The organism is Streptomyces sp. NPDC052721, assembly GCF_040678315.1.
Taxonomy (GTDB): Bacteria; Actinomycetota; Actinomycetes; order Streptomycetales; family Streptomycetaceae; genus Streptomyces.
Genome location: NZ_JBFATL010000037.1, coordinates 22,105 through 45,460, shown reverse-complemented (window position 1 = coordinate 45,460; position 23,356 = coordinate 22,105). Strand labels below are relative to the sequence as shown.

Genomic DNA, 23,356 nt, shown 5'->3' with positions numbered 1-23,356 from the left:
CCGCGGGGGCACACTCACCCGGCAGCCCGAACCCGCCGCCAGACGCCAGGCGCCGCGCCGATCAGAACGGTCAGCACCACCGCCACCACCACGCCCTCCCACGGCTCGGCGAACAACGAACCCCCCAAGATCCCGATCACCTGATACGTGGCCGCCCAGGCCAGACACGCAGGCAGATTCCCCCGCGCGAACCGCCTCAGCGGCCACTCGGCCATCAGGCAGGCCAGCATCACCGGTATCCGCCCGGCCGGCACCAGCCGGGACAGCACCAGCACCGACACCCCGTGCTCGGCCAGCTTCCCCCGCGCCTGCGCGAGCCGCTCCTCCGGCGCCCGCGACCGGATCGCCTCCAGCCACCGCGACCCGTTCTTCGACCGCATCCCGCGCCGCCCCAGCCAGTACAGCGCCGCGTCCCCGAGGAACGCGGCCAGCGACGCCGTCACGAACACCAGCGCCAGCGAGAACGGCGCCGTCCGATGGAACGCCACCACCGCCGCCGAACTCACCAGCGCGCCCGTCGGCACGACCGGCACCAGCGCCCCGATCAGCACGAGCAGGAACAGCGACGGATAGCCCACCACCTGCTGCGTGGACTCGGGCGTCACGGCCCGCGACGCGTCGGCCAGCCACGTCACCGCGCGACCTCCAGCCGCACACTCTCCCCGTGCCCCAGTTTGTGCGCCGCCACCCGCGGCGCGGCCACCGCCGCCAGCCGCACGAACTCGTCGCCCGGCGCGTGGAACTCGTGGGGGCGCACCGCGTCCATGCCGATCGGCCAGTACGTCCCGTAGTGCACCGGCACCGCCACCCGCGGCGCCAGCAGGGCGAGCGCCCGCGCCGCGCGCCCCGCGTCCAGATGTCCCTCCCCCAGATACGGTCCCCAGCCGCCCACCGGCAGCAGCGCCACGTCCACCGGCCCCACCCGCTCGGCCATGTCGTCGAACAGCCCGGTGTCCCCGGCGAAGTACGTCCGCGCCTCGCCCTCGATGACGTAGCCCAGCGCGGGCGAGCGGTGCGAGCCCACCGGCAGCCGCCGCCCGTCGTGCAGCGCCGGCACCACACGCACCAGCAGCTCGCCGATCCGTACCTCGTCCCCGGGGGCGACCTCGGTGATCCGCAGCTGTCGCAGCCGGCGCAGACCGGGTACCGCCCGTGGTGCGCCCCGGGGCACGAGCAGGCGCGTGCCCGGGTCGAGGCAGGCGAGCGACGGCAGATGCAGATGGTCGGCGTGCAGGTGGGAGACCAGCGCCACGTCCGCGCGGCGGGCCTCGGCGGGCGGCACGGCACCCCGGCGGCGTCGCAGATGCGCCAGCCGGCGGGCGAACAGAGGGTCGGTCAGCAGGCGTACGTTCGCATCCTCCAGCGCACAGGTGGCGTGACCCCACCACGTGATCTCCACCGGCACCCTCTTCGCCTCCTTCGCGCGACTCCCCGAAGCCTACGGGCAGGAGTAGGGTCGGCGGCGAAACCCGGAGGTGAGGGGGACGCCATGGGACAGCCGCGGGGTGCCTTCGGGGCGCTCACGACCGTGCGGGTCACCGCCATCGCCAGCCTCACACCCCTGGAGGAGCTGGAGGCCGACCCCTTCCTGGTGGACTCGCGCAGCCAGCACGCGATGTGCGCCCGCTGGGCCGCCGAGCGCGGCTATGTGGTCGCCCGGGAACTTCTCGTCGGCGGACTGCGTTTCGACCACTGCGCGCTCTGGGACGGGGTGCGCCCCGGAGTGGACGTGTTCGTCGCGCCCAGCCTCCGGGTCCTGCGCCGGGCCCTGTCGTCGGTGGAGGAGTTCACCGCCGAGTGCGCGCGCCGGGGCGTGCGCGTGGAGACGGTGGGGCGGGCCGAGCCGGCGTACGACGCGCAGATGAAGGCACGGGTGCACCGGCGGCTGTCGATGCCGACGGCCGGCTACGACGGCCGGTGACCGCGTCCCCGTTCCGCTCCCGATGACCCGCCCGGGCGGACGGCCGCGCGTGTGACAAGGTGGAGCCGGGCTCGATCGGGCCGGTGAAGCGAGAGGAGGCCCCCCGGCCGCAGGGTGGGGGAGGGCCGGGACGTGAGGTGTGCGGGGCGTGGGCGGGGTGCGGTGGCGGCGGATCGCCAGTCAGGTCGGGCGCAGCGTCGCCGTATGGGCGGTCTCCACGGTCACCATGCTGGTCCTCGCCGCGCTCCTGCCCGACTTCCAGCTCCAGTCCGCCGACGGTGACAGTGCCACCCGCATCGCCGTGGCCGCCGCCTGCGGTGCCGGCGCCTTCGGCATCCTCTCGGCCGTGGTCTGGCCGCTCCTGGTCCGCCTGCTGCTGCTCGTCCCCGCCCTCGTCCTCGGCCTGCTGGTCTTCTTCCTCAACGGTTCCCTGCTGCTGCTCGCCCTGCGCATCAACCCCTCCGGGCGCGGTGAGGCCGCGCCCGAGACCGCCGTCATCGTGGCCGCCGTGATGTCCGCCGTCGCGTCCGCCACCGGCGCGGCCCTGGCCGTGCGCGACGACGAGACCTACCGGCGCCGCCTGCACCGCCTCGCCACCCGCGACCGCCGGGCCCATCCGCCCTGCCCCCCCGCGCCCGGACTGCTGTGTGTGCAGCTCGACGGTGTCGGCCACGACGTCCTGGTCGACGCGGTCCGCAAGGGGCTGATGCCGACGGTGGGCCGCTGGCTGTCCGGCGGCGACGGCCCACAGCCGACGAGTGCGGGCGACCGCACACCGCCGGCGGACGGCACCCCGCGACCGGCGGTCGGCCGCGTCCGGTCCAGCCACCGCCTCACGCCCTGGCGCACCGACTGGTCCAGCCAGACCGGCGCCAGTCAGCTCGGCATCCTGCACGGCAGCACCTTCGACGTGCCGGCGTTCCGCTGGTACGAGAAGGACCGGGGCGAGGTGATGGTCTGCAACCGGCCGACGAGCGCCGCCGAGCTGCAGCGCCGCGCCATCCTGCACACCGGTGACGGCGGGCTGCTCACCGTCGACGGCGCCAGCCGGGGCAACCTGTTCAGCGGCGGCGCCGGCGAGCAGGCCCTCGTCCTGTCGATCGCCGCCCGCCGCCGCAGCCCGGCGAACCGTTCCCGCGCCGGGTACTTCGCCTACTTCTGCGACCCGGCGGGCGCCGTCCGCACCGCCCTGTCGTTCGTCGCCGAGGTGGCCCGCGAGATCGGCCAGTCCACCCGCGCCCGTCTGCGGGGACAGCGCCCGCGCGTCGGCCGGGGCGGCCTCTACCCGTTCGTCCGTGCCTTCGCGACCGTCGTCGAACGGGACGTCGTCGTCGCCGCGGTCATGGGCGACATGCTCGCCGGCCGCACCGCCGTCTACGCCGACCTCGTCGCCTACGACGAGGTCGCCCACCACTCCGGCCCGCGCAGCCGTGACGCCGAGAAGGTCCTGCGACGCCTCGACCGGTCCCTCGCCCTCCTCGAACGGGTCGCCGAACACGCCCCGCGCCCCTACCGGATCGTCGTCCTCTCCGACCACGGACAGAGCCCCGGCGAAACGTTCCGCGCCCGCTACGGCCTCACCCTCGGCGACCTGGTCCGGGCCGGCTGCGGACTGCCCGTCCCGCGCCGGGCCCAGGGCACCCGCAGTGGCGCCGAGGCCCGGGCCGCCGTCCGCGCCGCCCTGCGCCGGCCGGTGGAGGAGAAGGGCGACCACCACCGCCCCTCACGCCGCTCCGAGCCGATCGTGCTGGCCTCCGGCAACCTCGGCCTCATCTCCTTCCCGGACGTCCCGCACCGCATGACCAAGGAGGAGATCGACGCCCGCCACCCCGCCCTGCTCACCACCCTCGCCAACCACCCCGGCATCGGCTTCCTGCTGGTGCGCAGCGAGGAGCACGGCGGCGTCGTCCTCGGCGCCCACGGTGCCGAGATACCGCTGGCGGAGCTGGACGACGAGCCGGGACCGCTGGCCCGCTTCGGCCCCGGCGCCGCCGACGCCGTCCGCCGCACCCACTCCTTCCCGCACACCGCCGACATCATGGTGAACTCCGCCTACGACCCCGCCGACGGCGAAGTCCTCGCCTTCGAGGAACAGATCGGCTCCCACGGCGGGCTCGGCGGCGCCCAGTCCCACCCGTTCCTGCTCTCCCCGCGCGAGCTGTCCGCACCGGCCGGGGACGGGGAGGAACTGACCGGCGCCGAGCACATCCACCGCGTGCTCCGCCGCTGGCTGAGCGAGCTGGACGGGCCCCACGTGCCGCTCACCCCGGACGTGGCGGAGGAGCGGGCCGCCTGACATCCGGCTGCGCCCGCACCGCCGTACACCCACGTCTGCGGCGCCCCGGGCATCGGCACGTCCTCCCTGGTGCGGGAGTTCGCCGCCTCGCTCGGCCTGGTGCCGCGGATCCGCGACGGGCGCCCGGTGTGATCCGGCGGGGAAGTCACCTGTCGTTCACGCCCCGTGGGCCGGTCTTCAGAGTGCGATGAGCCCGGATGTGATCGGATAGGGACATCCGGGAACCCCGGAACCGCGACACTCGCGAAAGGAACCACCGTGGCAACCACGCGCACCGCGCACACCGTCTGGGAAGGCAACCTGCTCGAAGGCAACGGCATCGTCACCTTCGACTCCTCCGGCATCGGCCAGCAGCCGGTCACGTGGGCCTCGCGCGCCCAGGACGCGAACGGCAAGACCAGCCCCGAGGAACTGATCGCCGCCGCCCACTCCAGCTGCTTCTCCATGGCCCTCTCGCACGCCCTGGCCGGCGCCGGCACCCCGCCCACCCGGCTGGAGACCAACGCCGACGTCACCTTCCAGCCCGGCGAGGGCATCACCGGCATCCACCTCACCGTGCGTGGCGAGGTGCCGGGGGTGGACGCGGACGGCTTCCGGTCCGCCGCCGAGGACGCCAAGAAGAACTGCCCGGTCAGCCAGGCCCTGACCGGTACGACGATCACGCTGACGGCCGAGCTGGCCTGAGGCCCGTACGGCCCCGGGTGCCGCGCCCCGCCGAGGGGCGCGGCACCGCTGCCGTGCCGGGCGCTCGGCCGCTCAGCCCCGCGGCTCCGGCGTGGCGGTCGGCAGGGCGGCGCACACCGCGTCCAGCACGCCGGCGTACGGGGTGCCGTAGCCGGTCAACCGTGTACGCAGCCGCTCCAGGCCGTCGCGGTACTCGGTCAGCAGGCCGGTGTCGCCGGTCCGCGCGGTGCACTCCAGCACCGCCGGCAGGAAGTCCGGCGGCTCCTCGCCGCTGAACTCCAGGCCGTGCCTGTGGTAGACCTCCTGGAAGCGGACCAGGCACATCCCGACCCGCCGGGGGTCGCCGTCGTGCCACCGGCTCAGGTACAGGCTGTGCCGGTTCCCTCGGCCGAAGACCCGCACGTAGTGCGCGGCCAGTTCCCGCAGCGGGGTGACGGCCGCGTGGTCGGTGAACGCCCGCAGCTGCGGGGCGGCCTCGCGCAGCAGCGGCAGCCGGGCGATCAGGTCGTCGTCCGGGTAGGTCAGGCACAGGGCCGCCGCCTGGTAGAGCACCGCGTCCGAGGGCATCAGGCCTCCTTCGCGTCGTCGGACGTCCGCGGCCCGCGCGGCGGGTGGAAGTCCTCCGCGGACACCAGCGGGAGGCTTCTGCGGCCGGAGTCCCGCGCGAACGGCCCGTCCCCGCCGACGGCGGCGGTCGGGATGACGCACCGCTCCTCGTACTCGGTGTTCGCCGCGTCAGGTTCCTCGCCGAGGCCGACCGCACGCACGGGGGAGCGCGGCGCGGCGAGCTTCTCCAGCGCCGTGCCGGGCTTCCTGGGCGGTGTCCGCTCGTCGGTCACGTGCGCTCCCTCGGTTCACCCCGTACTCAGAACCTAGGGGCGGCCCCGGGAACGCACCTGCCCGCAGACCCGTACGGGTCACACCGGGCTCAGAGGCTCTCGCGGTGCTCCCGCAGCAGCCTCAGCGTGCGCTGGGCGGACGCGGCCCGGGCCGTCATGTGGTCCAGCACCTCCAGGTGCGCGGCCACCTCCTGGCGCGAGTCCAGATAGAGGGCGCCGGTCAGGTACTCGGTGAACACCATGTCCGGCAGCTCGGGCTCGGCGAACCGGAACAGCGTGAACGGCGCGTACGTCCCCGGATGCGGGCCCGCCGCGAACTCGGCGATCTGCAGTGTGACCCGGTCCCGCCCGGCGTACTCCAGCAGCCGGTCCAGCTGGTCCCGCAGCACCTCGGGCCGCATGCTCACCGGGCGCCTGAACACCGTCTCGTCCATGATCACCCACAGGTGGGGCGGGTCCTCCCGCTCCAGCAGCCGCTGCCGCTCCATGCGCAGCGACACATGCCGTTCGACCGCCTCCGGCGAGGTCTGCCCGATCGTCCCCGCCTCCAGCACCGCGCGCGCGTACTCCTCGGTCTGCAGCAGACCGGGCACGAAGTGCGGCTCGTAGGAGCGGATGACCCGGGCGGCGCCCTCCAGGCTGACGTACAGGCTGAACCAGTCCGGCAGCACGTCGTGGTACCGCTGCCACCAGCCCGGCTGGTTCGCCTCCTCGGCCAGCCGCACGAACGCGTCGGCCTCCTCCTCGGGCACCCCGTAGGTGGTCACCAGCACCTGCACGTAGGGGATCTTCAGCGCGACCTCGGCCATCTCCATCCGCCGTACGGTCGCCGACGCCACCCGCAGGACCCGGGCGGCCTCCTCACGGCTGAGCCCCGCCGCCTCCCGGAGCTCCTGCAACCGTTTGCCCAGCACCACCTGGCCCACGGTGGGCGCAGCCCGCCGTTCACTCACCGCCACGCCCTCCCCTGCGCACCGATTCACGCGGGGAGCAGTCTGCCACGTGTTGCCGTCTCGCACACATGCCCGTGCAACGAGCCTCAATCCGCCTGACCCTGCAGGTACTTGACGGTCGCCGGGTCCGCCGGCAGGAACGTCTCGATGGCGAGTTCGGCGACCGTGACGTCCATCGGCGTGTTGAACGTGGAGATCGAGGACACGAACGACAGGGTCCGGCCGGCGTGCTCGATGCGCAGCGGCAGCGCGAAGTACGGCACCTTCTCGGCAGGTTCGCCACCGGACGGCTCCTCGGGCACCGGATAGGCCGCCACCTCCTCGTACAGGGCGCGGAGCCGCTCCGAGCGGTGCAGGGCGATCTCCCGCTCCATCTGGGCCAGCAGATGTCCGCGCCACTCCCGCAGATTCCGGATGCGCGGCGCCAGCCCCTCCGGGTGCAGGGTCAGCCGCATCGCGTTCGGCGCCGGGGCCATCAGCTTCTCCGGCACGCCCTCCAGCAGCAGGGCGATGCCCCGGTTCGCGGCGACGACCGTGTACCCGGCGTCGACCACCAGCGCGGGGTAGGGCTCGTAGCCCCGGATGAGCCGCTCCAAGCCGTCGCGCAGCGCGTCCAGCGCCGGATCGTCGAGCGGGGTCTGCGGGTAGCGCGGCGCGTAACCGGCCGCCAGGAGCAGGGCGTTGCGCTCCCGCACCGGCACGTCGAGCTGTTCGGCGAGCCGCAGCAGCATCTCCTCGCTGGGCCGGGACCGGCCGTTCTCCACGAAGCTGATGTGCCGGGCGGAGGAGTCCGCGCGCAGCGCCAGGTCCAGCTGCGAGATCCGCCGCCGCTCCCGCCAGGCGCGCAACAGCGGGCCGACGCCCTTGCCGGTGACGTCGGCGGAAGCGGTGGGACCGGACGTGGGGACAGACATGCCGCCGACCCTAGTCGAGGGGGGCCGGGGAACGAGCGGGTCGTGCCGGGCCGCGTCGGTGCGCCGAGCCCCTCGCCGGCGTGGCAGGCTGAACCCGTACCCGCCACGCCCCGCGGGGGGCACGCAGCGAAGGGAGCCCGGGCCATGGCCGTCGAACCGCTGTCGCAGAAGGAGATCGAGGACCGGCTGGCCGAGCTGCCCGGCTGGTCGGTGGACGGTGACCGCCTCACCCGCTCCTACCGGCTCGGCTCCCACTTCGCGGCGGCGGCCCTCGTCGTCCACATCGCCGGCATCCAGGACGAGCTGGACCACCACTCCGACCTCACCCTCGGCTACAACACCGTTTCCCTCAGCGTGCACACCCACAGTGCGGGCGGCGCCGTCACCGCGAAGGACTTCGCCCTCGCCCGCAGGGTGGAGGACATCGCCCCAGGTCACGGAGCACACTGAGCGATGTGCTCGACTACGACAAGGAAGCCGACGGTTACGACACCTCGCGCGGCGGCGAGGCCCGCGCACACGAGGCCGCACAGGCCGTCCTCGGTCTGATACCCGGGGGGCCGGGCCGTCTCCTCGACGTCGCCTGCGGCACGGGGATCGTCACCCGGCGGCTCGCCGCCGCGCGCCCGGGGCTGCGGGTGACCGGCGCGGACCTCAGCTCCGCCATGGTCCGCAGGGCGTCGGCCCGGCTGCCCGGCGCGATCGTACGGGCCGACAGCCGCCGACTGCCCTTCCCTGACGGCGCCTTCGACGCGGTCACCACCATCTGGCTGCTGCACCTGCTGGACGACCCGGAGGACGTGGGCGCGGTCGTCGGCGAGTGCGCCCGTGTGCTGCGGCCCGGCGGGGTGTACGTCACCACGGTCGACAAGGCCGCCGCGCACGACGTCGGCAGCGACATCGACACCGTCCTCGCCGCCCGCCCGCGCCGCCGGGCCGCCGACGCCGCGGGAACCGTCACCGGCCACGCCGCCCGGCACGGACTCGGACCCGCCGGACACGGCTCCTTCCGCGGCACCGGACAGGGCCGCAGCCCCCGCACCACCATCGCCGACCTGCGCCGCGGCTGGTTCACCCTGCTGCCGCCCGGCGAGCCGCGCACCGAGGAGTTCGCCGCCCGCCTGGCCGGACTCCCCGACCAGGACCGCCCGCGCCCCGATCCGCGCTTCAGTCTGAGAGCCTTCCGCAAGCCGGCGCCGGCCCGCCCCGCGTCACCATGAACCGGGCACGGCGGAGCGGCACCGGCACGACAGGACGGGAAGGGCGTCACCCGCTTCTCGCGGATCAGGATTGCGCGGTGCGCGGCTGCCGGCCGCTTCCCCGCGTCTGCAACGCGTCCTTCCCGCCACCACCAGGACACCACGGGAACCGCCGCCGCACCAGTGCCGCGAGGTCAGCCGGTGGCGCAGGTCCGGTCGCCCAGGGTGAACGACGCCGGTTTCGTGTTCGTGCCGGACCAGCTGCCCGTGAAGCCGAAGGCGACCGAGGAGCCCGCCGTCACGGTGCCGTTTTGATCTTCTGGCCGTCCGGGAAGGTCCAGCCGGGGGACCAGCCGTTCCAGGTTGTGGTGCCGGTGTTGGTCAGTCGTACGTCCGCCTGGAAGCCGTCGGCTCACTGGTTGGTGATCTTGTTGTCCAGGTCTTCGTCGGCTCCTGCCAGCGGTAGGCGCCGCCGATGTCGGTGCGGGCGTGGACCAGGTTCTTCTCGGAGCGGTTGAACATGATCCCGGGGACGAAACCACCGCCGGGGGCGGCCCCCAGTGCGGGTGGGGGCCGCCCGGGAAGACGTGCCGGTCTATTCCAGGAGCTCCGCGTACGAGCCCATGGCCAGGGCGATGTCCGCCTGGGCCCAGAAGCGGTGGTACGTGAAGACGGGCGCGGCGCCGCCCTTGAGGTAGGCCTCGATCTTCGACCAGTTCGGGTCGCTCTTGTAGAAGGACCTCAGCGAGGCGAACGTGGACGAGGAGTTGATCGCGTCGCCGTTCGGCATGGTGCCGCTCCAGCCGCTCGGCACGTACACCTTGTCGTTGAACCGGCTGTAGTCGGTGCGGGTCTCGGGGACGGCGACGCCGAGGCTGTCCTGGTGGTTGTTCCACATGCCGTCCAGCAGCGCCTTCGCCGTGGACTTGGCGCCGGCGTCACCGGACTTGGCGGCGTAGTACGTCAGCGTCTTGGCGTAGGCGGCGGCCACGCCGACGTCGTCGGTGTAGTCCGCGACGGTGACGTGCAGCCCGCTGTTGGAGCCGGGACTGGACGCGTTCCAGGTGTCGGGCTGACCCGACCACTGGAGGGTGGAGGGGATGCGGTAGGTGCCGTCCGGGTTGATCGTGGTCTTGGACAGTGCCCACTTGACCCACTTGTCGAGGATCGCCTTCGCCGTGGCGTTCCCCGTCTGCTGGTAGTACTCGGCGACCCGCTCCATCGACCACGCCTGGAACCCGAACCACTGGTTGGACGGCGGGTCGTGGTAGACGGGCTGCCAGTCGTAGTACATGCCGTAGAAGGTGGACGCGCCGGCCGGCGGGGCGGCGTACCGGCCCTGCCAGCTGTTGGTCGCGCCGCCCGCGATGGCGCCCTCGGACGACTGGAGCCACTGGTAGAACTCCAGCTGCCGCTGGAGCGACTTGCCCCAGTCCGTCGCGCCCGTCGCCGACTTGGGCTTCAGGTCGGCGACCGAGCTGAGCGCGTAGGCGGCGAGGGGGTTCTGGTAGCCGCCGTGGACATGGCTGGAGCCGATCCGCCAGGCCCAGCCGGCGGACGTGTCGGTGGCGCCGCCCCAGGCGTAGTACCAGGACAGCAGGTAGTGCGAGGCGTCCTTGCCGGTGCCGGCCGGGCAGGACGGGCTCGTGCAGTTGCCGATCTTCTTGAAGTACTTGTCGTACATCGCGTACCGCAGGTAGTCGCCCATCTTGGCGGCCTTGGCGACGGTCGCGGACACGTCACCGCCCTTGCCCTGCGCCTTCGCCCACACGTCCGCCCAGTACGCGGCCTGCACGGCGCGGGAGTCCGCGTCCGGGGCGTCGGTGTACTTCCACTGCTTGGCGTAGGAGGAGTCGCCGGTGAACAGGTCCAGGTAGCCGTTCCTGCCGCCGTACTTGAAGGCGTCGCAGGTCGGCTGCGGGACCGTCTCCCAGACGGACTCCTGCGCGCCGCGCTGGAAGGTGTTGATGTACGACGGGCCGGTGGCCGTCGGACCGGCTTCGCACGTGCCGGGTTCGTTGCCGTAGCCGTAGACGTTGTCCACGTCCTGGATCCAGTGCATGCCGTAGACGTCGTCCGTGCCGTAGGCCGACTTCAGCTCACCGGCGATCGGGTCCGTTCCGACCGACACCGACGAGTCCAGCTTCGCCGGGTACTCGTTCGGGGTGTCCAGCTCGGGCGCGTACGTGGCCGGCTTGGAGGCGTTGTAGGAGGAGTTCGTCGGCTGGTCGGCGTGCGTGGGGATCATGTACTTCTCCATGAGGTCCCACGCGCCGTTGAACTTCGACCAGTCGCCGGTCACCTTGCCGTACATCGCCTGGAGCCAGAGCAGATAGCTGTACGCCTCCGACGTGGTCTCGTGGCCCTGGTCCGGGGCCTCGACGATCAGCGTCTCCACCGAGTGGTAGGGGATGCCCTCGGGGGAGAAGTAGCCGTTCGCCGGGTTGGTGATCTTCCCGTACAGGTCCAGGAATCGGGCGTCGTAGGCCTTCGAAGCGGGCAGCTCCGTGACCGTGACCGTCGCCTTGGTGTGGCCGGTGGCCGACGCGGTGAAGGTCGCGCTGCCGGTGCCGGAGGAGTCCGCCGTGATGGTCACCGTCTGCGCGGTGTTCCAGTTCGACGGGGTGAAGGTCAGCGAGGAACCACCCGTCACGGACAGGCCGGTGTTGCCGCTCGTGCGGCTCGTGCCCACCGTCACGTTCGCGCTCGGCTGTGTCGACAGCTTCACCGAGAACGTGCCCGACTTCCCTTGCTGCACGCCGAGTTGGGACGGCGAGACCACCACGGCGGGCCCGGAGGCGACCGTGATGCCGACCGGGGTGGAGGCGGCGGACGCACCCAGGCTGTCGTACGCCTTCGCCACCAGAGAATGACTGCCCACGGTCAAACTGGAGACCGAGAGCGAGTACGGCGCGCTCGTGTCCGTGCCCAGCAGCGTGGTGTCGTCGTAGAACTCCACCTTGCCGATGGTCGCGTTGTCGGCCGCCGCCGCGGTCGCCGCGAGCGGCACCGCCTCACCCTGCGAGTAGACCGCGCCCGCGCTCGGGCTGGTCAGCACGGTCACCGGCGGCTGGTGGGCGCCGGCGCAGGTGGTGCCGTTGACGGCGAAGGACGTGGGGGCGGCGTTGGTGCCGCTGTAGGTGAACTGGGCGCCGGTGGAGACGGCGGCCCCCGCCGCGATGGTGCCGTTGTACGAGGCGTTCTTCACGGTGACGGTCTGGCCCGACTGGGACCAGGTGCCGTTCCAGCCGTTGGTCAGCTTCTGGTTGCCCGAGTAGGCGTACGTCAGCGTCCAGCCGTCGATGGCGTCGGTACCGCGGTTGGTGACCGTGAGGTCGGCGGTGAAGCCGGAACCCCAGTCGTTGGTCTTGTAGTCGACGCTGCACTGTACGGATGCCGCGTGCGCGGCCGGGGTGCCGGTGGCGAGCATCGTCAGGGGCAGGGCGAACGCGGCGGCGACCGCGGTCCACAGCCGGCGCACAGCTCTGCGCTTACGTCCGGGATCCATGTGCTGGTTCCTCCTTGCGGGCGTGCGGCTCGGGAGAAGTCAAGGCTTGAACCAGTGGGAGCGCTCCCATAGTGGGGATGGGTCCCGGAGCGGTCAAGGTGCTTGAAGAGTCGAAAAGATTCGACGGATCCCGTTGAGGAAAAGTCAGGCGGCTCCCCTGGGCAGACCCGCCACTTGGCGCTACCTTCACTCGCACCAGTGGGAGCGGTTCCGTTCAGTCGACGCGTCCGTAACGGCGCGCCAAGCTGCAAGGAGTCGCTCATGCGACACCCCCCGCGTTCCGTACTTTTAGCCGCCGCCGGTGCGGTCGCGCTCGTCGGGAGCGTGGTCGTGCCGGCGGTGTCGGCCCAGGGAGCCACGCCCGCCTGCACGGTGGAGTACGCCGTCACCAGCCAGTGGGACAGCGGCTTCCAGGGCTCGGTGAAGGTCACCAACAACCGGTCCGCGCTGAGCGGTTGGCAGCTCACCTTCGACTTCGCCGGCGGGCAGAAGGTCAGCCAGGGCTGGAACGCCAAGTGGTCCCAGTCCGGCACCACCGTGACCGCGGCGGGCGAGGGCTGGAACGGCGCGCTCGGCACCGGTGCGAGCGTCAGCGCCGGCTTCCTCGCCTCCTGGTCGGGGAGCAACCCCGCGCCGGCCGTGTTCAAGCTCAACGGCACGACCTGCGACGTCGACCCGGAGCCGACCACCCCGCCGCCGTCCGGCGGTACCCCGCCCGCGCTGCGGGTCTCCGGCAACAAACTCGTGGACGCCGACGGCACCACCCGCCGCCTGCTCGGCGTCAACCGGTCCGGCGGCGAGTTCATGTGCGTGCAGGGCTACGGCATCTGGGACGGACCGGTGGACGACGCGGCGATCAAGGCGATCGCCGACTGGAAGGCCAACGCGGTCCGCATCCCGCTCAACGAGGAGTGCTGGCTGGGCCTGCCCGACATCAAGCCCGAGTACGGCGGCGCCCACTACATCTCCGCCGTCAAGGAGCTGGTGGCCCGCGTCGAGGCGCACGGCATGACCCCGGTCCTCGAACTGCACTGGTCCCACGGCCAGTACACCGGGAACTCGGCCGGCTGCTCCGACGTGCACGCCACCTGCCAGAAGCCGATGCCCGACCTGCGGTACTCGCCGTCGTTCTGGTCGTCGGTGGCGAGCACCTTCAAGGACGACGAGGCGGCCGTGTTCGACCTCTTCAACGAGCCGTATCCGGACCGGGCGGCCTCCAGCGCCACGGACGCCTGGAAGTGCTGGCGGGACGGGGGCACCTGCCCCGGGATCTCCTACGAGGTCGCCGGCATGCAGGACCTCGTGGACAGCGTCCGGGCCACCGGCGCCAGGAACGTCATCATGGCCGGCGGCCTGGCGTACTCGAACGACCTCAGCCGGTGGAACGCGTACAAGCCCTCCGACCCGGCCGGCAATCTCGCCGCCGCGTACCACGTCTACAACTTCAACTCCTGCGCGAGCGAGACCTGCTGGAACTCCACCCTCGCCCCGGTCGCCGCCCACGTGCCCCTGGTGGCCGGGGAGATCGGCGAGAACAGCTGCGCGCACGGGTTCACCGACCAGGTCATGAAGTGGTTCGACGACCACGACCTGTCCTACCTCGGCTGGACCTGGAACACCTGGGACTGCTCCTTTGGGCCGTCCCTGATCTCCGCCTACGACGGCACTCCCACCGCGTACGGCACCGGGCTGCGTGACCATCTACGCGCCCTCCACCCGTAGATCCCACGGAACACCGAAGGAACCCGCACTCATGAGTCGTACCAAGACAACACTGCTGGTCGCCCTGGGGCTTCTCGCCGGAGCCTCCGGAACGGCGTTCGCGGCCCTGCCCGGCGGCTCGGGCGCCGCCGTCGCCGCCGTGCCCTGTGCCGTCGACTACAAGATCCAGAGCCAGTGGGACACCGGCTTCACCGCCGCCGTGACCATCACCAACAACGGTGCCGCCAAATCGAGTTGGTCACTGAAGTGGTCGTACGGCGGCACCCAGAAGGTCACGAGCGGCTGGAACGCCAAGGTCAGCCAGAGCGGCACCGCGGTCACCGCGGCCAACGAGAGCTACAACGGCGCGCTCGCGACCGGCGGCACGGTCAGCTTCGGCTTCAACGGCACCTTCAGCGGCAGCAACTCCGTCCCCGCCACGTTCACGCTCGACGGCGTCACCTGCAACGTGGACGACGGCAGCGGCGGCAGCGGCGGCGGCGACACCGGTGGCGGCACCGGTGGCGGAGGCGGCGGGGGCGGCACCGGCAGCCGCGCCGACAACCCCTACAGCGGAGCCAAGGGCTACGTGAACCCGGAGTGGTCGGCCAAGGCCGCCGCCGAACCGGGCGGCAGCCGCATCGCCAACCAGTCCACCGCGGTGTGGCTCGACCGGATCGCCACCATCAACGGCGTGAACGGCGGGATGGGCCTGCGCGCCCACCTGGACGAGGCACTGAGGCAGAAGGGCTCGGGCGAACTCGTCGTCCAGCTGGTCATCTACGACCTTCCCGGCCGCGACTGCTCCGCCCTCGCCTCCAACGGCGAACTGGGGCCGAACGACATCGACAAGTACAAGGCGCAGTACATCGACCCGATCGCGTCCATCCTCTCCGACCCCAAGTACGCGGGCCTGCGCATCGCCGCCGTCATCGAACCCGACTCCCTGCCCAACCTGGTCACCAACGCGGGCGGCACCGCCGGCAGCACCGACGCCTGCGCGACCATGAAGGCCAACGGCAACTACGAGAAGGGCGTCAGCTACGCCCTCGACAAGCTGGGCGCCATCCCGAACGTCTACAACTACATCGACGCCGGCCACCACGCCTGGCTCGGCTGGGACTCCAACCTCGGGCCCACCGTCCAGGAGTTCTACAAGGTGGCCACCACCAACGGCGCGAGCGTGAACGACGTGACGGGCTTCATCGTCAACACCGCCAACTACGGCGCCACCAAGGAGCCGTACTTCAAGGTCACCGACAGCGTCAACGGGCAGACCGTGCGCCAGTCGAAGTGGGTCGACTGGAACCAGTACGTGGACGAGCAGTCCTTCGCCCAGGCACTGCGCGACAAGCTCGTCACGGCCGGGTTCAACAGCAACCTCGGCATGCTGATCGACACCTCCCGCAACGGCTGGGGCGGCTCCGCCCGGCCCACCAGGTCCGGCCCGCTGACCTCCGTCGACGACTACGTCAACGGCAGCCGCGTCGACCGGCGCATCCACGCCGGCAACTGGTGCAACCAGAACGGCGCCGGTCTCGGTGAACGGCCGACCGCGGCCCCGGCGGCCGGGATCGACGCCTACGTGTGGGTCAAGCCCCCGGGGGAGTCGGACGGAGCCAGCTCCGCCATCTCCAACGACGAGGGCAAGGGCTTCGACCGGATGTGCGACCCGACGTACGGCGGCAACGCCCGCAACGGCAACAACCCCACGGGCGCGCTGCCGAACTCGCCGCTGGCCGGGCACTGGTTCTCCGCCCAGTTCCAGCAGCTGATGCAGAACGCCTACCCGCCGCTGCCGTAGCGGGGTGAACGTCCGCCGGGGCCGGACCGCAGCGGTTCACACCGCACCGGTCAGGCCCCGGCGGATCGCGCGCTCCACCGGTGAGTACGCCCCGTCCGGCCGCTCCAGCTCGTACGGCACGGCCGGATGCAGCGGGGGCTGCGCCAGGAAGCGGGGCCGGGTGCCGTGGTGCGGCTGGGCCGCGTGCACCAGGAACGGGTGACAGAGGTAGACGTCACCGGGGCGGCCCGTGGCGTGGGCGAGGGCGCGGTGGGCGGAGGCCGCCGCCACCTGGGGACCCAGCTCCAGGAAGGACGCCCCCGCCTCGCCGTACGGCCGGAGCACCGCGGGCACGTCCAGGTGCGAGCCGACCCGGATGCGGGTCGGGGCGTCGGCCTGCGTGACCTCGCTGAACAGGAACAGCATCAGCAGCGCGCGGTCCCGGGAGCGCAGGTTGGTGTGATACTGCGCCTGGCCCTCGGGGAGATAGCCGCCTTCGATGTGCCATCCTGCGTCGTCCGGCTCGTCGGCGTGCGGGAAGCGCAGCGGGAAGGTGCCCAGCGAGTAGCGCGGCTCCCAGCGTCCCGCGCCCACCAGGGCGTCGAACGCGTCGTGCAGCACCGGGGAGTTGGCCGCCGCCGCGAACGGGCCCTGGGCCATGCCGCCCACCCACACCACCGGGTCCTTCCAGGTGGCGCGGTCCTCCGGGTCGTAGCCCGTCTCCCGCCACAGCAGCCGGGCGCAGTCCTCGGCCACCCGTGGCGGGACGGCTCCCCCGATCCTCACGAACCCGTCTTCGACGAAGCGCTCCACCTGGTTGTCGTCCATGCGCCCATCGTCGCCGCTGACGTTGCTGGGACGCAGCCCGTTTTTGCCGCATCGGCAACACCGCTGGCCTCCGTCCGGCGTGCCGTCGCACCCTGACCGCATCCGGAAGAGAGGCTGACCACCATGGCGCACGACCACCACCACGACACCGGGCACCGGCAGGGCCACGGACACGGGCACGGGCACGGCACGGACATCGACTGGAGCGAGATGGGCCCCCTGCTGGAGTCGCAGGCGGAGCTGTTCACCCCGGTGTACGAGCGGGCCATGGCGTGGCTCGCGCGGGAGGTGACCGAGCCGGGGCTGATCGTGGACGCGGGCAGCGGGCCCGGAGTGGTCTCCTGCCTGTTCGCCGAGGCCTTCCCCGGGGCCCGGGTCGTCGCCGTCGACGCCACCGCGCCCCTGCTGGAGCGCGCCCGCGCCCGGGCCGTCCGCCAGGGCGTGGCCGACCGTTTCGACACCCTCGTCGGTGAACTGCCCGACGTGCTGGACCAGTTGGAGTACCCGGCCGATCTGCTGTGGGCCAGTCGCAGTCTGCACCACCTCGGTGACCAGCGGGCGGCGCTCGCCGCGTTCGCCGAGCGGCTCGCCCCCGGCGGCACCCTGGCCCTCCAGGAAGGCGGTCTGCCCTCCCGCTTCCTGCCCCGGGACATCGGCATCGGCCGCCCCGGACTGCAGGCACGGCTGGACGCCCTGGAGGAGGAGTGGTTCGGCCGGATGCGCGCCGACCTGCCGGGCTCCGTCGCCGAGACCGAGGACTGGGCCGCCCTGCTGACCGCCGCCGGCCTGAAGCACGCCCGTACCCGTACCTTCCTGCTCGACCTGCCGGCCCCCGTCACCGACCGGGGTCGCGCCTACGTCGCCGCGCACCTGTCCCGGCTGCGCGAGGGCCTCGGCGACGCGCTGGACACCGACGACCGCGCCACCCTGGACCGGCTGCTCGACCCGTCCGACCCGGCGAGCGTGCACGTACGGCCGGACGTGTTCGTACTGGGCGCGTACACCGTGCACACGGCGGTCCGCCGGGGATAGGACCTTCCGACGGGGCTTGACTTCGAGTGGTCTCCAAGTGATGGACTCCGGGCGTCTTCGACACCGCGAGACACACACAACGCAGGGGGACCTCATGAACGACGCTCCGGTCGCGCTCATCACGGGCGGGGGCAGCGGTATCGGCGCCGCTGTGGCGCGGCAACTGCTGGACGCCGGACACCGGGTCACCGTCACCGGGCGCGGCGAGCGGCGGCTGCGGGATTTCGCCGAGAGCCTGGGACATCCCGAGGGACTGCTGACGGTCGCCGGTGACGCGTCGGCGTACGACGACGTACAGCACGCGGTCGACCGCACGCTCAAGGCGTACGGCCGGCTGGACACCGTCGTCGCCAACGCCGGCTTCGCCACCCATGACACCGTGGCGGAGGGCGACCCGTCCGGCTGGACCGAGATGGTCCTCACCAACGTCCTCGGTCCCGCACTGCTCGTCCGCGCCTCCGTCGACGCGCTGAAGGAGACCCGCGGCCGGATCGTCCTCGTCGGCAGCGTGGCCGGGTTCGTGAACACTCCTGGCAACCTCTACGGTGCCACCAAGTGGGCGGTGACCGGTCTCGCCGAGAACATCCGGCGCCAGGTCACGGAGTTCGGCATCGGTGTCACGCTGGTCGCCCCCGGCCGGGTGGAGACCCCCTTCTGGGACGGCTACGGCAGCCTGCCCCCGGGGCACCTCCTCACCGCCGGCCAGATCGCCGACTCGGTCGTGTGGGCGATCCGGCAGCCGGCCGGGGTCGATGTCAACACCGTCGTCATCCGCCCGCTCGGCCAGCCCAACTGACCGACGGCTGACTTCAGTTGTTGGCGATGAACTGCTTGGCCAGCTGGTCCCCGAGGGAGACCGCCGCGCTGTGGCTCTCGATGGGGGAGACCTTGGAGTTCTTGAACAGGATGTAGGTCACGCCCGAGTCGACGCCGCCGGTGGCCGGGTCCGGGTCGATGCCGAGCGCCTTGGCGGTGGCGTACGACGCCTCGCCGATGATCTGCGTGGGGCCGGTGTCGCCGACGACGGCGTACTCGACCTTGTTGTTGTAGATGACGGCGACCACACCGCCGCCCTTGATGCCGGCGTTCGAGTAGTTCCAGATGCTGCTGGTGCTGGGCACGACGACGTACGGCAGGGTCTCCGCCTTCAGCGGCTTGCCGTCGGACTGGTGGAAGGCGGTGTCGTCCTGGTACCAGGGGTCGCGGTCCTCGTTGCAGTTGGTGGTGCGCTGGCCGTCGCAGTCGATGTCCATGTCGGCCTTCCAGAACACCGCGCCGTTCTTGCCGCACACGGGGACCGTGGCCGACGTCTCCTCGTCCGTCCGGTACTTGCCGTTGGAGATCTGCGAACAGGACGTCACCTTGGCGAGCAGGTCGGCGGCGCTGACCGTGCCCTCCTGCGCGGACTTGGGCGAGGCGGCGGCGGAGGCGTGCGCGGGCAGGAGGCCGGCGGCGAGCAGGGCGGTGCCGGAGGCCGCGGCGAGGGTGAGGGTTCGCAAACGCATGTGGGGGACCCTTCTGTTAGGAAAGTTTCCTTACCGGGTGCCGTACACGGTGGCCCCTTCGCCATGGCCCCGTCAACCCTGGGATTGCGAACGGCTGAAACCTGTGCGTATTGCGGTGAGTTCCATCGGCGGTAAGACTGGACGAGACGGATATGTCATGGTCTGCCCGGTGCTGCCGGAGGTCCCCTTCCCCCGGAGGTGAGGCTCATGTTCGTCCGTGCGGTGTACGCGACCGGTGATCCGGCACTGCTGGACACGGCCATCCGGTCGGTGAACAGCGAGGGGCGGGACCTGCTGGAGGAACGCCCCGGGTACCGTGGCGCGGGCGTGTTCGCGGACCGGGAACTCGGCAAACTCCTCACGGTGAGCTGGTGGGAGACCGAGGAGGCGCGACGGAACAGCGACGAGGTGATGCGCGAGCGGCGCAGGGGGCTCCTGGAGCCGTTCGCCGGCACCATGACGGTGGCCAACTACGAGGCTGCCGTGCTCCATGAGGTCAGGCACCCCCGGCAGGGCGGCGGACTGCGCGTCACCAGGATGGAGTTCGACCCGCGGGACGCAGATCTGGTCATCGACACCTTCCGGGCCACGGTGGTGCCGAGGTCCGAGTCACTGCCCGGACTCGCCGAGACGACCCTGCTGATCGACCGGGAACGGGGCCGGGCCATGACCGGCTCCCTGTTCGTCGACCGCGCCTCCCTGGCCGCCTCGCGCGCGGCCGTCGCGGGCCTGCGTCACGCGGCGTCGGCCAAGGCGCACGCGGACGTGGTCGGCCTGGAGGAGTTCGAGGTCGTGCACGCGGACGTGCGCTTCGACTGAGCGGCGAGTCGCCGCGGGTGCCGAGCGGCACACGGCCGTGCGCCCTGCTGAGGCGCGGGACGTACGGCCGTGTCCGGTGCCGCGGGTGTACCGGGGAGTCAGCCCATGTCGAAGGTGGCGGGGTCGGGACCCAGGCGCCGGTCCTCGTTGAGCGCGCTGATCGCGGCGAGGTCCTCGTCGTCCAGGCTGAAGTCGAACACCTCGATGTTCTCCTTGATCCGGGACGGCGTCACGGACTTCGGGATCACGACGTTGCCGAGCTGGATGTGCCAGCGCAGCACGACCTGGGCCGGGGTGCGGTTGTGCTTCTGCGCGATGGCGACGATCGCCGGCACCTCCAGCAGGCCCTTGCCCTGGCCCAGCGGCGACCAGGCCTCGGTGGCGATGCCCTGCTCCGCGTGGAACTCGCGCGCCTCGCGCTGCTGCAGGTGCGGGTGCAGCTCGATCTGGTTGACCGCGGGGATGACCGAGGTCTCCGCGATCAGCCGCCGCAGGTGCTCGGGCAGGAAGTTGGAGACGCCGATGGCGCGGACACGGCCGTCGGCGTGCAGCTTCTCGAACGCCTTGTAGGTGTCGATGTACGTGCCCCGGGACGGCAGCGGCCAGTGGATCAGGTAGAGGTCGACGTAGTCGAGCCCCAGCTTCTCCAGCGACGTGTCGAACGCGCGGAGCGTGGAGTCGTAACCTTGGTCGCTGTTCCAGAGCTTGGTGGTGACGAAGATGTCCTCGCGGGGCAGGCCGGAGGCGGCGATGGCCTTGCCGGTGCCCTCTTCGTTGCCGTAGATCGCAGCGGTGTCGATGCTGCGGTACCCGGCCTCCAGCGCCGTGGCGACGGCCCGCTCGGCCTCGTCGTCCGGCACCTGCCAGACGCCGAAGCCCAGCTGGGGCATCTCGACGCCGTTGTTGAGGATGATCGGGGGGACCTTGCTGCTCACGAGCCTCTTGATCCTTCGGTTGTCGACAAGGTGGTGCTCCCATCGTCAACGATCACGGCCCGCTGCGCATTCCTGACCGCGGAATCCGCTGCGACTGACCGGCGAGTCAGTGTCCCGGACGGAGAATGGCCGGAAATGCATCCGACGTTCTCGGTCCGGACCATTGACCGGTGACCGTCGTGCCGCGACTCTGTATCGCGCCACCGGACGTATCGCTGAACCCGGTACATGCATGTGAATAGGCCCCTGACCACGGCCGCTGTCCCCCTTCTGGGATCCCTCACCTCAGGAAACCGGGTACACCCACATGAACGAGAACCCTTCCCTGCCATATCGATCCGCCCTCTCCGGCACGCAGACATCGGATGAAAAGGTCTGGCAAAGCCCTGGCTACCACATCGTGGAGACCACGCTGGAGGTGACGGCGAGGAGGAGGGCCATGGGGCGCCGACGCCTGCGGGCGGCGCTGACGGCCGCCGCGCTCGCCACCGCCACCCTGGCCACGCTCCCCGCCGTCGTCCCCCCGGCCACCGCGGCTCCCGCCCCGGCCGCGACGGCCTGGACCGCCGGGCACCGCCCCGTCACCGCTCCCGACTGGTCCACGGCCGTGGTCGACTCCACCATGGCGCGCTACACCCCGGACACCATCGGCGGCTGGTCGTACCCGGTGGGCCTGTACCTCTACGGCCAGTACCTCGTGTACCGGCGCACCCACGACCCCCGCTACCTGTCGTACATCGAGGCCTACGTCGACCGGTTCGTGCGCGACGACGGCACGATCGGCCAGTCGTTCAACAGCCTCGACAGCATGCAGGCGGGCCGGCTGCTGGTGATCCTGCACCACGAGACGGGCCAGGACCGCTACCGCAAGGCCGCGCGGAAGATCCGTGACCGTCTGAACAGCTACCCGCGCACCGCCGACGGCGGCTTCTGGCACGCCGACACCAGCAGCCGCGCCCATCAACTCTGGGCCGACGGCGTCTACATGGTGAACCCCTTCCTGGTCGAGTACGGCGAGGAGTTCGGCGACAGCGGCTACGCGAACGACGAGGCGGCCCGGCAGTTGGCGGTGTACGGCGGCCATCTCCAGGCGTCGAACGGCCTGTTGAAGCACGCCTACGACGAGTCGAAGTCGGCGAGCTGGGCCGACCCCCGCACCGGGCTCGCCCCCGAGCACTGGTGCCGTGCCGTCGGCTGGTACGCGATGGCGCTCGTCGACGTCCTGGACGCGATCCCCGCGGACCAGCCACGCCGGCCGGAACTCCTGGGCATCCTCCGGAAGCTGGCCGGTGGACTGGAGGCGTACCAGGACCCGGCGACCGGCCGCTGGTTCCAGGTGATGGACCGGGGTGACCGGTCCGGCAACTGGACCGAGACGTCCTGCTCCAGCATGTTCGCCTACGCCCTCGCCCGCGGGGTCCGGCAGGGCTACCTCGACCCGCGGTACACGGCTGTCGCCCGGCGTGCCTACCGGGGCGTGCTCGCCCGGCTCTCGGTGGGCGCGGACGGCCGTACCGAGCTCGCCGGCGTCTCCGTCGGCACGAACGTCGGCGACTACGCGTACTACGTCGGCCGGACCCGGGCCACCAACGACTTCCACGGCCTCGGGGCCTTTCTGATCATGAACGAACAACTGCGAGACGAAGGAGTGTCATGAGCACGTCCAGAAGAGCGGTTCTCGGAGCCGCGCTCGGCGGCGCCGCGGCGGCGATCGTTCCCTCGACCGGCGCCCACGCGGCGTCCTGGCAGCTGAAGTGGTCACCGTCGGCGCGCTCCGACGGGCTCGGCGCCTTCGAGACCATCGAGGACGACCGCGCCGACTCCCACCCCGCCGGCCACCCGCACATCTACGCCACGGGCGACAACTGGCGCTTCACCATGCACAAGGTCGACCGGGACACATCCGACGACCGCCAGCGGCAGGAGGTCACCGGGCTGCGCACCAGCGGCAGCAGCTACCTGAAGTGGACCGAGGGCCAGACCTGGCGGATCACCTACTCGATGTACATCCCCAGCAGCCTGAAGGCGACCACCACCTTCACGCACATCATGCAGATGAAACAGCCCGGCGCCGGTTCCTCGCCGATCGTCGTGCAGTCCCTGCGCCGGGTGGACGGCAAGCAGACCATCGAGCTGAAGATCGTTGAGGGCGACGTGCTCGTCGGCCGCGCGGACCTGGAGCCGCTGCACGACAAGTGGACCGACGTGGACTTCCAGATCAAGATCGGCAACGGCTCGGCCGGTTCCGTCCGCTGGATCCTCAAGAGCGGTTCCACCACGGTCCTCGACAAGTCGAAGACCGGGGACACCTTCCTGGCCGACCGGGTCCGCCCCAAGTGGGGCATCTACCGCTCCCTCGGCGACACCTCCGGCTCGCTCCAGGACACCTATCTGCTGCTCACCAACCTCCGCGGTTACCAACTGGTCTGAGGGAGCGTC

General features: G+C 71.6%; 22 protein-coding genes and 3 pseudogenes. 13 read left to right on the top strand and 12 right to left on the bottom strand.

The window, feature by feature from the left end; genetic code table 11:
* Positions 1-14: 14 nt before the first annotated feature.
* Positions 15-635 (bottom strand): VTT domain-containing protein, encoded by a 621-nt coding sequence (locus tag AB0L21_RS29305; protein WP_365706946.1) that lies wholly within the window; start codon positions 633-635, stop codon positions 15-17.
* Entirely contained in the window at positions 632-1,405 is a 774-nt protein-coding gene (locus AB0L21_RS29300) for an MBL fold metallo-hydrolase (RefSeq protein ID WP_365787439.1), read from the bottom strand. Before AB0L21_RS29300 ends, AB0L21_RS29305 begins: the two co-directional genes overlap by 4 nt.
* Positions 1,406-1,489: 84 nt before the next feature.
* On the opposite strand from AB0L21_RS29300, the gene AB0L21_RS29295 reads away from it, so the two are divergent.
* The 3 genes from AB0L21_RS29295 (at position 1,490) to AB0L21_RS29285 (ending at position 4,901) form a co-directional block, all read left to right on the top strand.
* Positions 1,490-1,921 (top strand): hypothetical protein, encoded by a 432-nt coding sequence (locus AB0L21_RS29295; RefSeq protein ID WP_030643559.1) that lies wholly within the window; start codon positions 1,490-1,492, stop codon positions 1,919-1,921.
* Between the two features lie 139 nt (positions 1,922-2,060).
* Entirely contained in the window at positions 2,061-4,217 is a 2,157-nt protein-coding gene (locus AB0L21_RS29290) for a phage holin family protein (RefSeq protein WP_365787437.1), read from the top strand.
* A gap of 258 nt (positions 4,218-4,475) precedes the next feature.
* A complete protein-coding gene (locus AB0L21_RS29285; RefSeq protein ID WP_365706952.1) occupies positions 4,476-4,901 on the top strand; it encodes an OsmC family protein in 426 nt (141 codons plus the stop codon).
* Positions 4,902-4,973: 72 nt separating this feature from the next.
* Here the strand turns inward: AB0L21_RS29285 and narJ are convergent, their stop codons facing one another.
* The 4 genes and pseudogenes from narJ to AB0L21_RS29265 form a co-directional block, all read right to left on the bottom strand.
* Positions 4,974-5,468: a nitrate reductase molybdenum cofactor assembly chaperone gene (gene narJ, locus AB0L21_RS29280; RefSeq protein WP_365787435.1), complete on the bottom strand. Its 495-nt coding sequence runs from the start codon at positions 5,466-5,468 to the stop codon at positions 4,974-4,976.
* A pseudogene (gene narY / locus AB0L21_RS29275) lies at positions 5,468-5,701 on the bottom strand (nitrate reductase subunit beta); the annotation flags it as partial. The gene narJ and the pseudogene narY, both read right to left, overlap by 1 nt.
* A 128-nt stretch (positions 5,702-5,829) precedes the next feature.
* Positions 5,830-6,693, bottom strand: coding sequence for a helix-turn-helix transcriptional regulator (locus tag AB0L21_RS29270; protein WP_365706956.1), 864 nt, complete (start codon positions 6,691-6,693; stop codon positions 5,830-5,832).
* 86 nt (positions 6,694-6,779) lie between these two features.
* Positions 6,780-7,607: a helix-turn-helix transcriptional regulator gene (locus AB0L21_RS29265; protein WP_365787433.1), complete on the bottom strand. Its 828-nt coding sequence runs from the start codon at positions 7,605-7,607 to the stop codon at positions 6,780-6,782.
* Between the two features lie 144 nt (positions 7,608-7,751).
* Here AB0L21_RS29265 and AB0L21_RS29260 point away from each other — a divergent pair, with 144 nt between their 5' ends.
* Together AB0L21_RS29260 and AB0L21_RS29255 are read left to right on the top strand one after the other, a co-directional pair.
* Positions 7,752-8,057, top strand: a complete 306-nt coding sequence (locus tag AB0L21_RS29260; protein ID WP_365706960.1) for a 4a-hydroxytetrahydrobiopterin dehydratase — start codon at positions 7,752-7,754, stop codon at positions 8,055-8,057.
* A gap of 5 nt (positions 8,058-8,062) precedes the next feature.
* On the top strand, positions 8,063-8,827 hold the full coding sequence (locus AB0L21_RS29255) for a class I SAM-dependent methyltransferase (RefSeq protein ID WP_365787431.1): 765 nt from the start codon (positions 8,063-8,065) through the stop codon (positions 8,825-8,827).
* A 173-nt stretch (positions 8,828-9,000) separates the two neighbouring features.
* Here the strand turns inward: AB0L21_RS29255 and AB0L21_RS29250 are convergent.
* From AB0L21_RS29250 to AB0L21_RS29240, 3 genes and pseudogenes are all read right to left on the bottom strand, one after another.
* Positions 9,001-9,236: pseudogene (locus tag AB0L21_RS29250) on the bottom strand (cellulose binding domain-containing protein); the annotation flags it as partial.
* Positions 9,188-9,328, bottom strand: coding sequence for a hypothetical protein (locus tag AB0L21_RS29245; protein WP_365707014.1), 141 nt, complete (start codon positions 9,326-9,328; stop codon positions 9,188-9,190). The pseudogene AB0L21_RS29250 and the gene AB0L21_RS29245, both read right to left, overlap by 49 nt.
* A 73-nt stretch (positions 9,329-9,401) precedes the next feature.
* On the bottom strand, positions 9,402-12,314 hold the full coding sequence (locus AB0L21_RS29240; protein WP_365787429.1) for a glycoside hydrolase family 48 protein: 2,913 nt from the start codon (positions 12,312-12,314) through the stop codon (positions 9,402-9,404).
* A 261-nt stretch (positions 12,315-12,575) separates the two neighbouring features.
* Here AB0L21_RS29240 and AB0L21_RS29235 point away from each other — a divergent pair, with 261 nt between their 5' ends.
* Positions 12,576-14,036 carry a cellulose binding domain-containing protein gene (locus AB0L21_RS29235; protein WP_365787427.1) on the top strand — a complete coding sequence of 487 codons (1,461 nt, stop codon included), beginning with the start codon at positions 12,576-12,578 and terminating at the stop codon, positions 14,034-14,036.
* 31 nt (positions 14,037-14,067) lie between these two features.
* Entirely contained in the window at positions 14,068-15,819 is a 1,752-nt protein-coding gene (locus AB0L21_RS29230) for a glycoside hydrolase family 6 protein (RefSeq protein WP_365787425.1), read from the top strand.
* Positions 15,820-15,855: 36 nt separating this feature from the next.
* Here the strand turns inward: AB0L21_RS29230 and AB0L21_RS29225 are convergent, their stop codons facing one another.
* Entirely contained in the window at positions 15,856-16,626 is a 771-nt protein-coding gene (locus tag AB0L21_RS29225) for a phytanoyl-CoA dioxygenase family protein (RefSeq protein ID WP_365787423.1), read from the bottom strand.
* A 123-nt stretch (positions 16,627-16,749) separates the two neighbouring features.
* On the opposite strand from AB0L21_RS29225, the gene AB0L21_RS29220 reads away from it, so the two are divergent.
* Positions 16,750-17,658 carry a methyltransferase gene (locus AB0L21_RS29220; protein WP_365787421.1) on the top strand — a complete coding sequence of 303 codons (909 nt, stop codon included), beginning with the start codon at positions 16,750-16,752 and terminating at the stop codon, positions 17,656-17,658.
* Positions 17,659-17,752: 94 nt separating this feature from the next.
* On the top strand, positions 17,753-18,454 hold the full coding sequence (locus AB0L21_RS29215; RefSeq protein ID WP_365787419.1) for an SDR family oxidoreductase: 702 nt from the start codon (positions 17,753-17,755) through the stop codon (positions 18,452-18,454).
* Positions 18,455-18,467: 13 nt separating this feature from the next.
* On the opposite strand, the gene AB0L21_RS29210 is transcribed toward AB0L21_RS29215, so the two are convergent.
* A complete protein-coding gene (locus AB0L21_RS29210; RefSeq protein WP_365706973.1) occupies positions 18,468-19,163 on the bottom strand; it encodes a glycoside hydrolase family 75 protein in 696 nt (231 codons plus the stop codon).
* Between the two features lie 207 nt (positions 19,164-19,370).
* Here AB0L21_RS29210 and AB0L21_RS29205 point away from each other — a divergent pair, with 207 nt between their 5' ends.
* Positions 19,371-19,982 carry a hypothetical protein gene (locus AB0L21_RS29205; RefSeq protein WP_365706975.1) on the top strand — a complete coding sequence of 204 codons (612 nt, stop codon included), beginning with the start codon at positions 19,371-19,373 and terminating at the stop codon, positions 19,980-19,982.
* Between the two features lie 98 nt (positions 19,983-20,080).
* Here the strand turns inward: AB0L21_RS29205 and AB0L21_RS29200 are convergent, their stop codons facing one another.
* Positions 20,081-20,917: an aldo/keto reductase gene (locus tag AB0L21_RS29200; RefSeq protein WP_365706977.1), complete on the bottom strand. Its 837-nt coding sequence runs from the start codon at positions 20,915-20,917 to the stop codon at positions 20,081-20,083.
* A 355-nt stretch (positions 20,918-21,272) separates the two neighbouring features.
* On the opposite strand from AB0L21_RS29200, the pseudogene pqqA reads away from it, so the two are divergent.
* From pqqA to AB0L21_RS29185, 3 genes and pseudogenes are all read left to right on the top strand, one after another.
* Positions 21,273-21,344: pseudogene (gene pqqA, locus AB0L21_RS29195) on the top strand (pyrroloquinoline quinone precursor peptide PqqA); the annotation flags it as partial.
* Between the two features lie 12 nt (positions 21,345-21,356).
* The gene (locus AB0L21_RS29190) at positions 21,357-22,574 is read left to right on the top strand and encodes a glycoside hydrolase family 88 protein (protein WP_365787488.1); all 1,218 of its coding nucleotides are present in this window, start codon (positions 21,357-21,359) and stop codon (positions 22,572-22,574) included.
* The gene (locus AB0L21_RS29185) at positions 22,571-23,347 is read left to right on the top strand and encodes a heparin lyase I family protein (RefSeq protein ID WP_365787417.1); all 777 of its coding nucleotides are present in this window, start codon (positions 22,571-22,573) and stop codon (positions 23,345-23,347) included. The genes AB0L21_RS29190 and AB0L21_RS29185 overlap by 4 nt, the downstream gene beginning before the upstream one ends.
* Positions 23,348-23,356 lie beyond the last annotated feature (9 nt).

Bases quoted from the DNA above. Each gene is read 5' to 3' on its own strand.
- AB0L21_RS29295 (WP_030643559.1), top strand. From the start codon at position 1,490: ATGGGACAGCCGCGGGGTGCCTTCGGGGCGCTCACGACCGTGCGGGTC.
- narJ (WP_365787435.1), bottom strand. From the start codon at position 5,468: ATGCCCTCGGACGCGGTGCTCTACCAGGCGGCGGCCCTGTGCCTGACC.
- AB0L21_RS29265 (WP_365787433.1), bottom strand. From the start codon at position 7,607: ATGTCTGTCCCCACGTCCGGTCCCACCGCTTCCGCCGACGTCACCGGC.
- AB0L21_RS29260 (WP_365706960.1), top strand. From the start codon at position 7,752: ATGGCCGTCGAACCGCTGTCGCAGAAGGAGATCGAGGACCGGCTGGCC.
- AB0L21_RS29245 (WP_365707014.1), bottom strand. From the start codon at position 9,328: ATGTTCAACCGCTCCGAGAAGAACCTGGTCCACGCCCGCACCGACATC.
- AB0L21_RS29240 (WP_365787429.1), bottom strand. From the start codon at position 12,314: ATGGATCCCGGACGTAAGCGCAGAGCTGTGCGCCGGCTGTGGACCGCG.
- AB0L21_RS29235 (WP_365787427.1), top strand. From the start codon at position 12,576: ATGCGACACCCCCCGCGTTCCGTACTTTTAGCCGCCGCCGGTGCGGTC.
- AB0L21_RS29230 (WP_365787425.1), top strand. From the start codon at position 14,068: ATGAGTCGTACCAAGACAACACTGCTGGTCGCCCTGGGGCTTCTCGCC.
- AB0L21_RS29225 (WP_365787423.1), bottom strand. From the start codon at position 16,626: ATGGACGACAACCAGGTGGAGCGCTTCGTCGAAGACGGGTTCGTGAGG.
- AB0L21_RS29220 (WP_365787421.1), top strand. From the start codon at position 16,750: ATGGCGCACGACCACCACCACGACACCGGGCACCGGCAGGGCCACGGA.
- AB0L21_RS29215 (WP_365787419.1), top strand. From the start codon at position 17,753: ATGAACGACGCTCCGGTCGCGCTCATCACGGGCGGGGGCAGCGGTATC.
- AB0L21_RS29210 (WP_365706973.1), bottom strand. From the start codon at position 19,163: ATGCGTTTGCGAACCCTCACCCTCGCCGCGGCCTCCGGCACCGCCCTG.
- AB0L21_RS29205 (WP_365706975.1), top strand. From the start codon at position 19,371: ATGTTCGTCCGTGCGGTGTACGCGACCGGTGATCCGGCACTGCTGGAC.
- AB0L21_RS29190 (WP_365787488.1), top strand. From the start codon at position 21,357: ATGGGGCGCCGACGCCTGCGGGCGGCGCTGACGGCCGCCGCGCTCGCC.
- AB0L21_RS29185 (WP_365787417.1), top strand. From the start codon at position 22,571: ATGAGCACGTCCAGAAGAGCGGTTCTCGGAGCCGCGCTCGGCGGCGCC.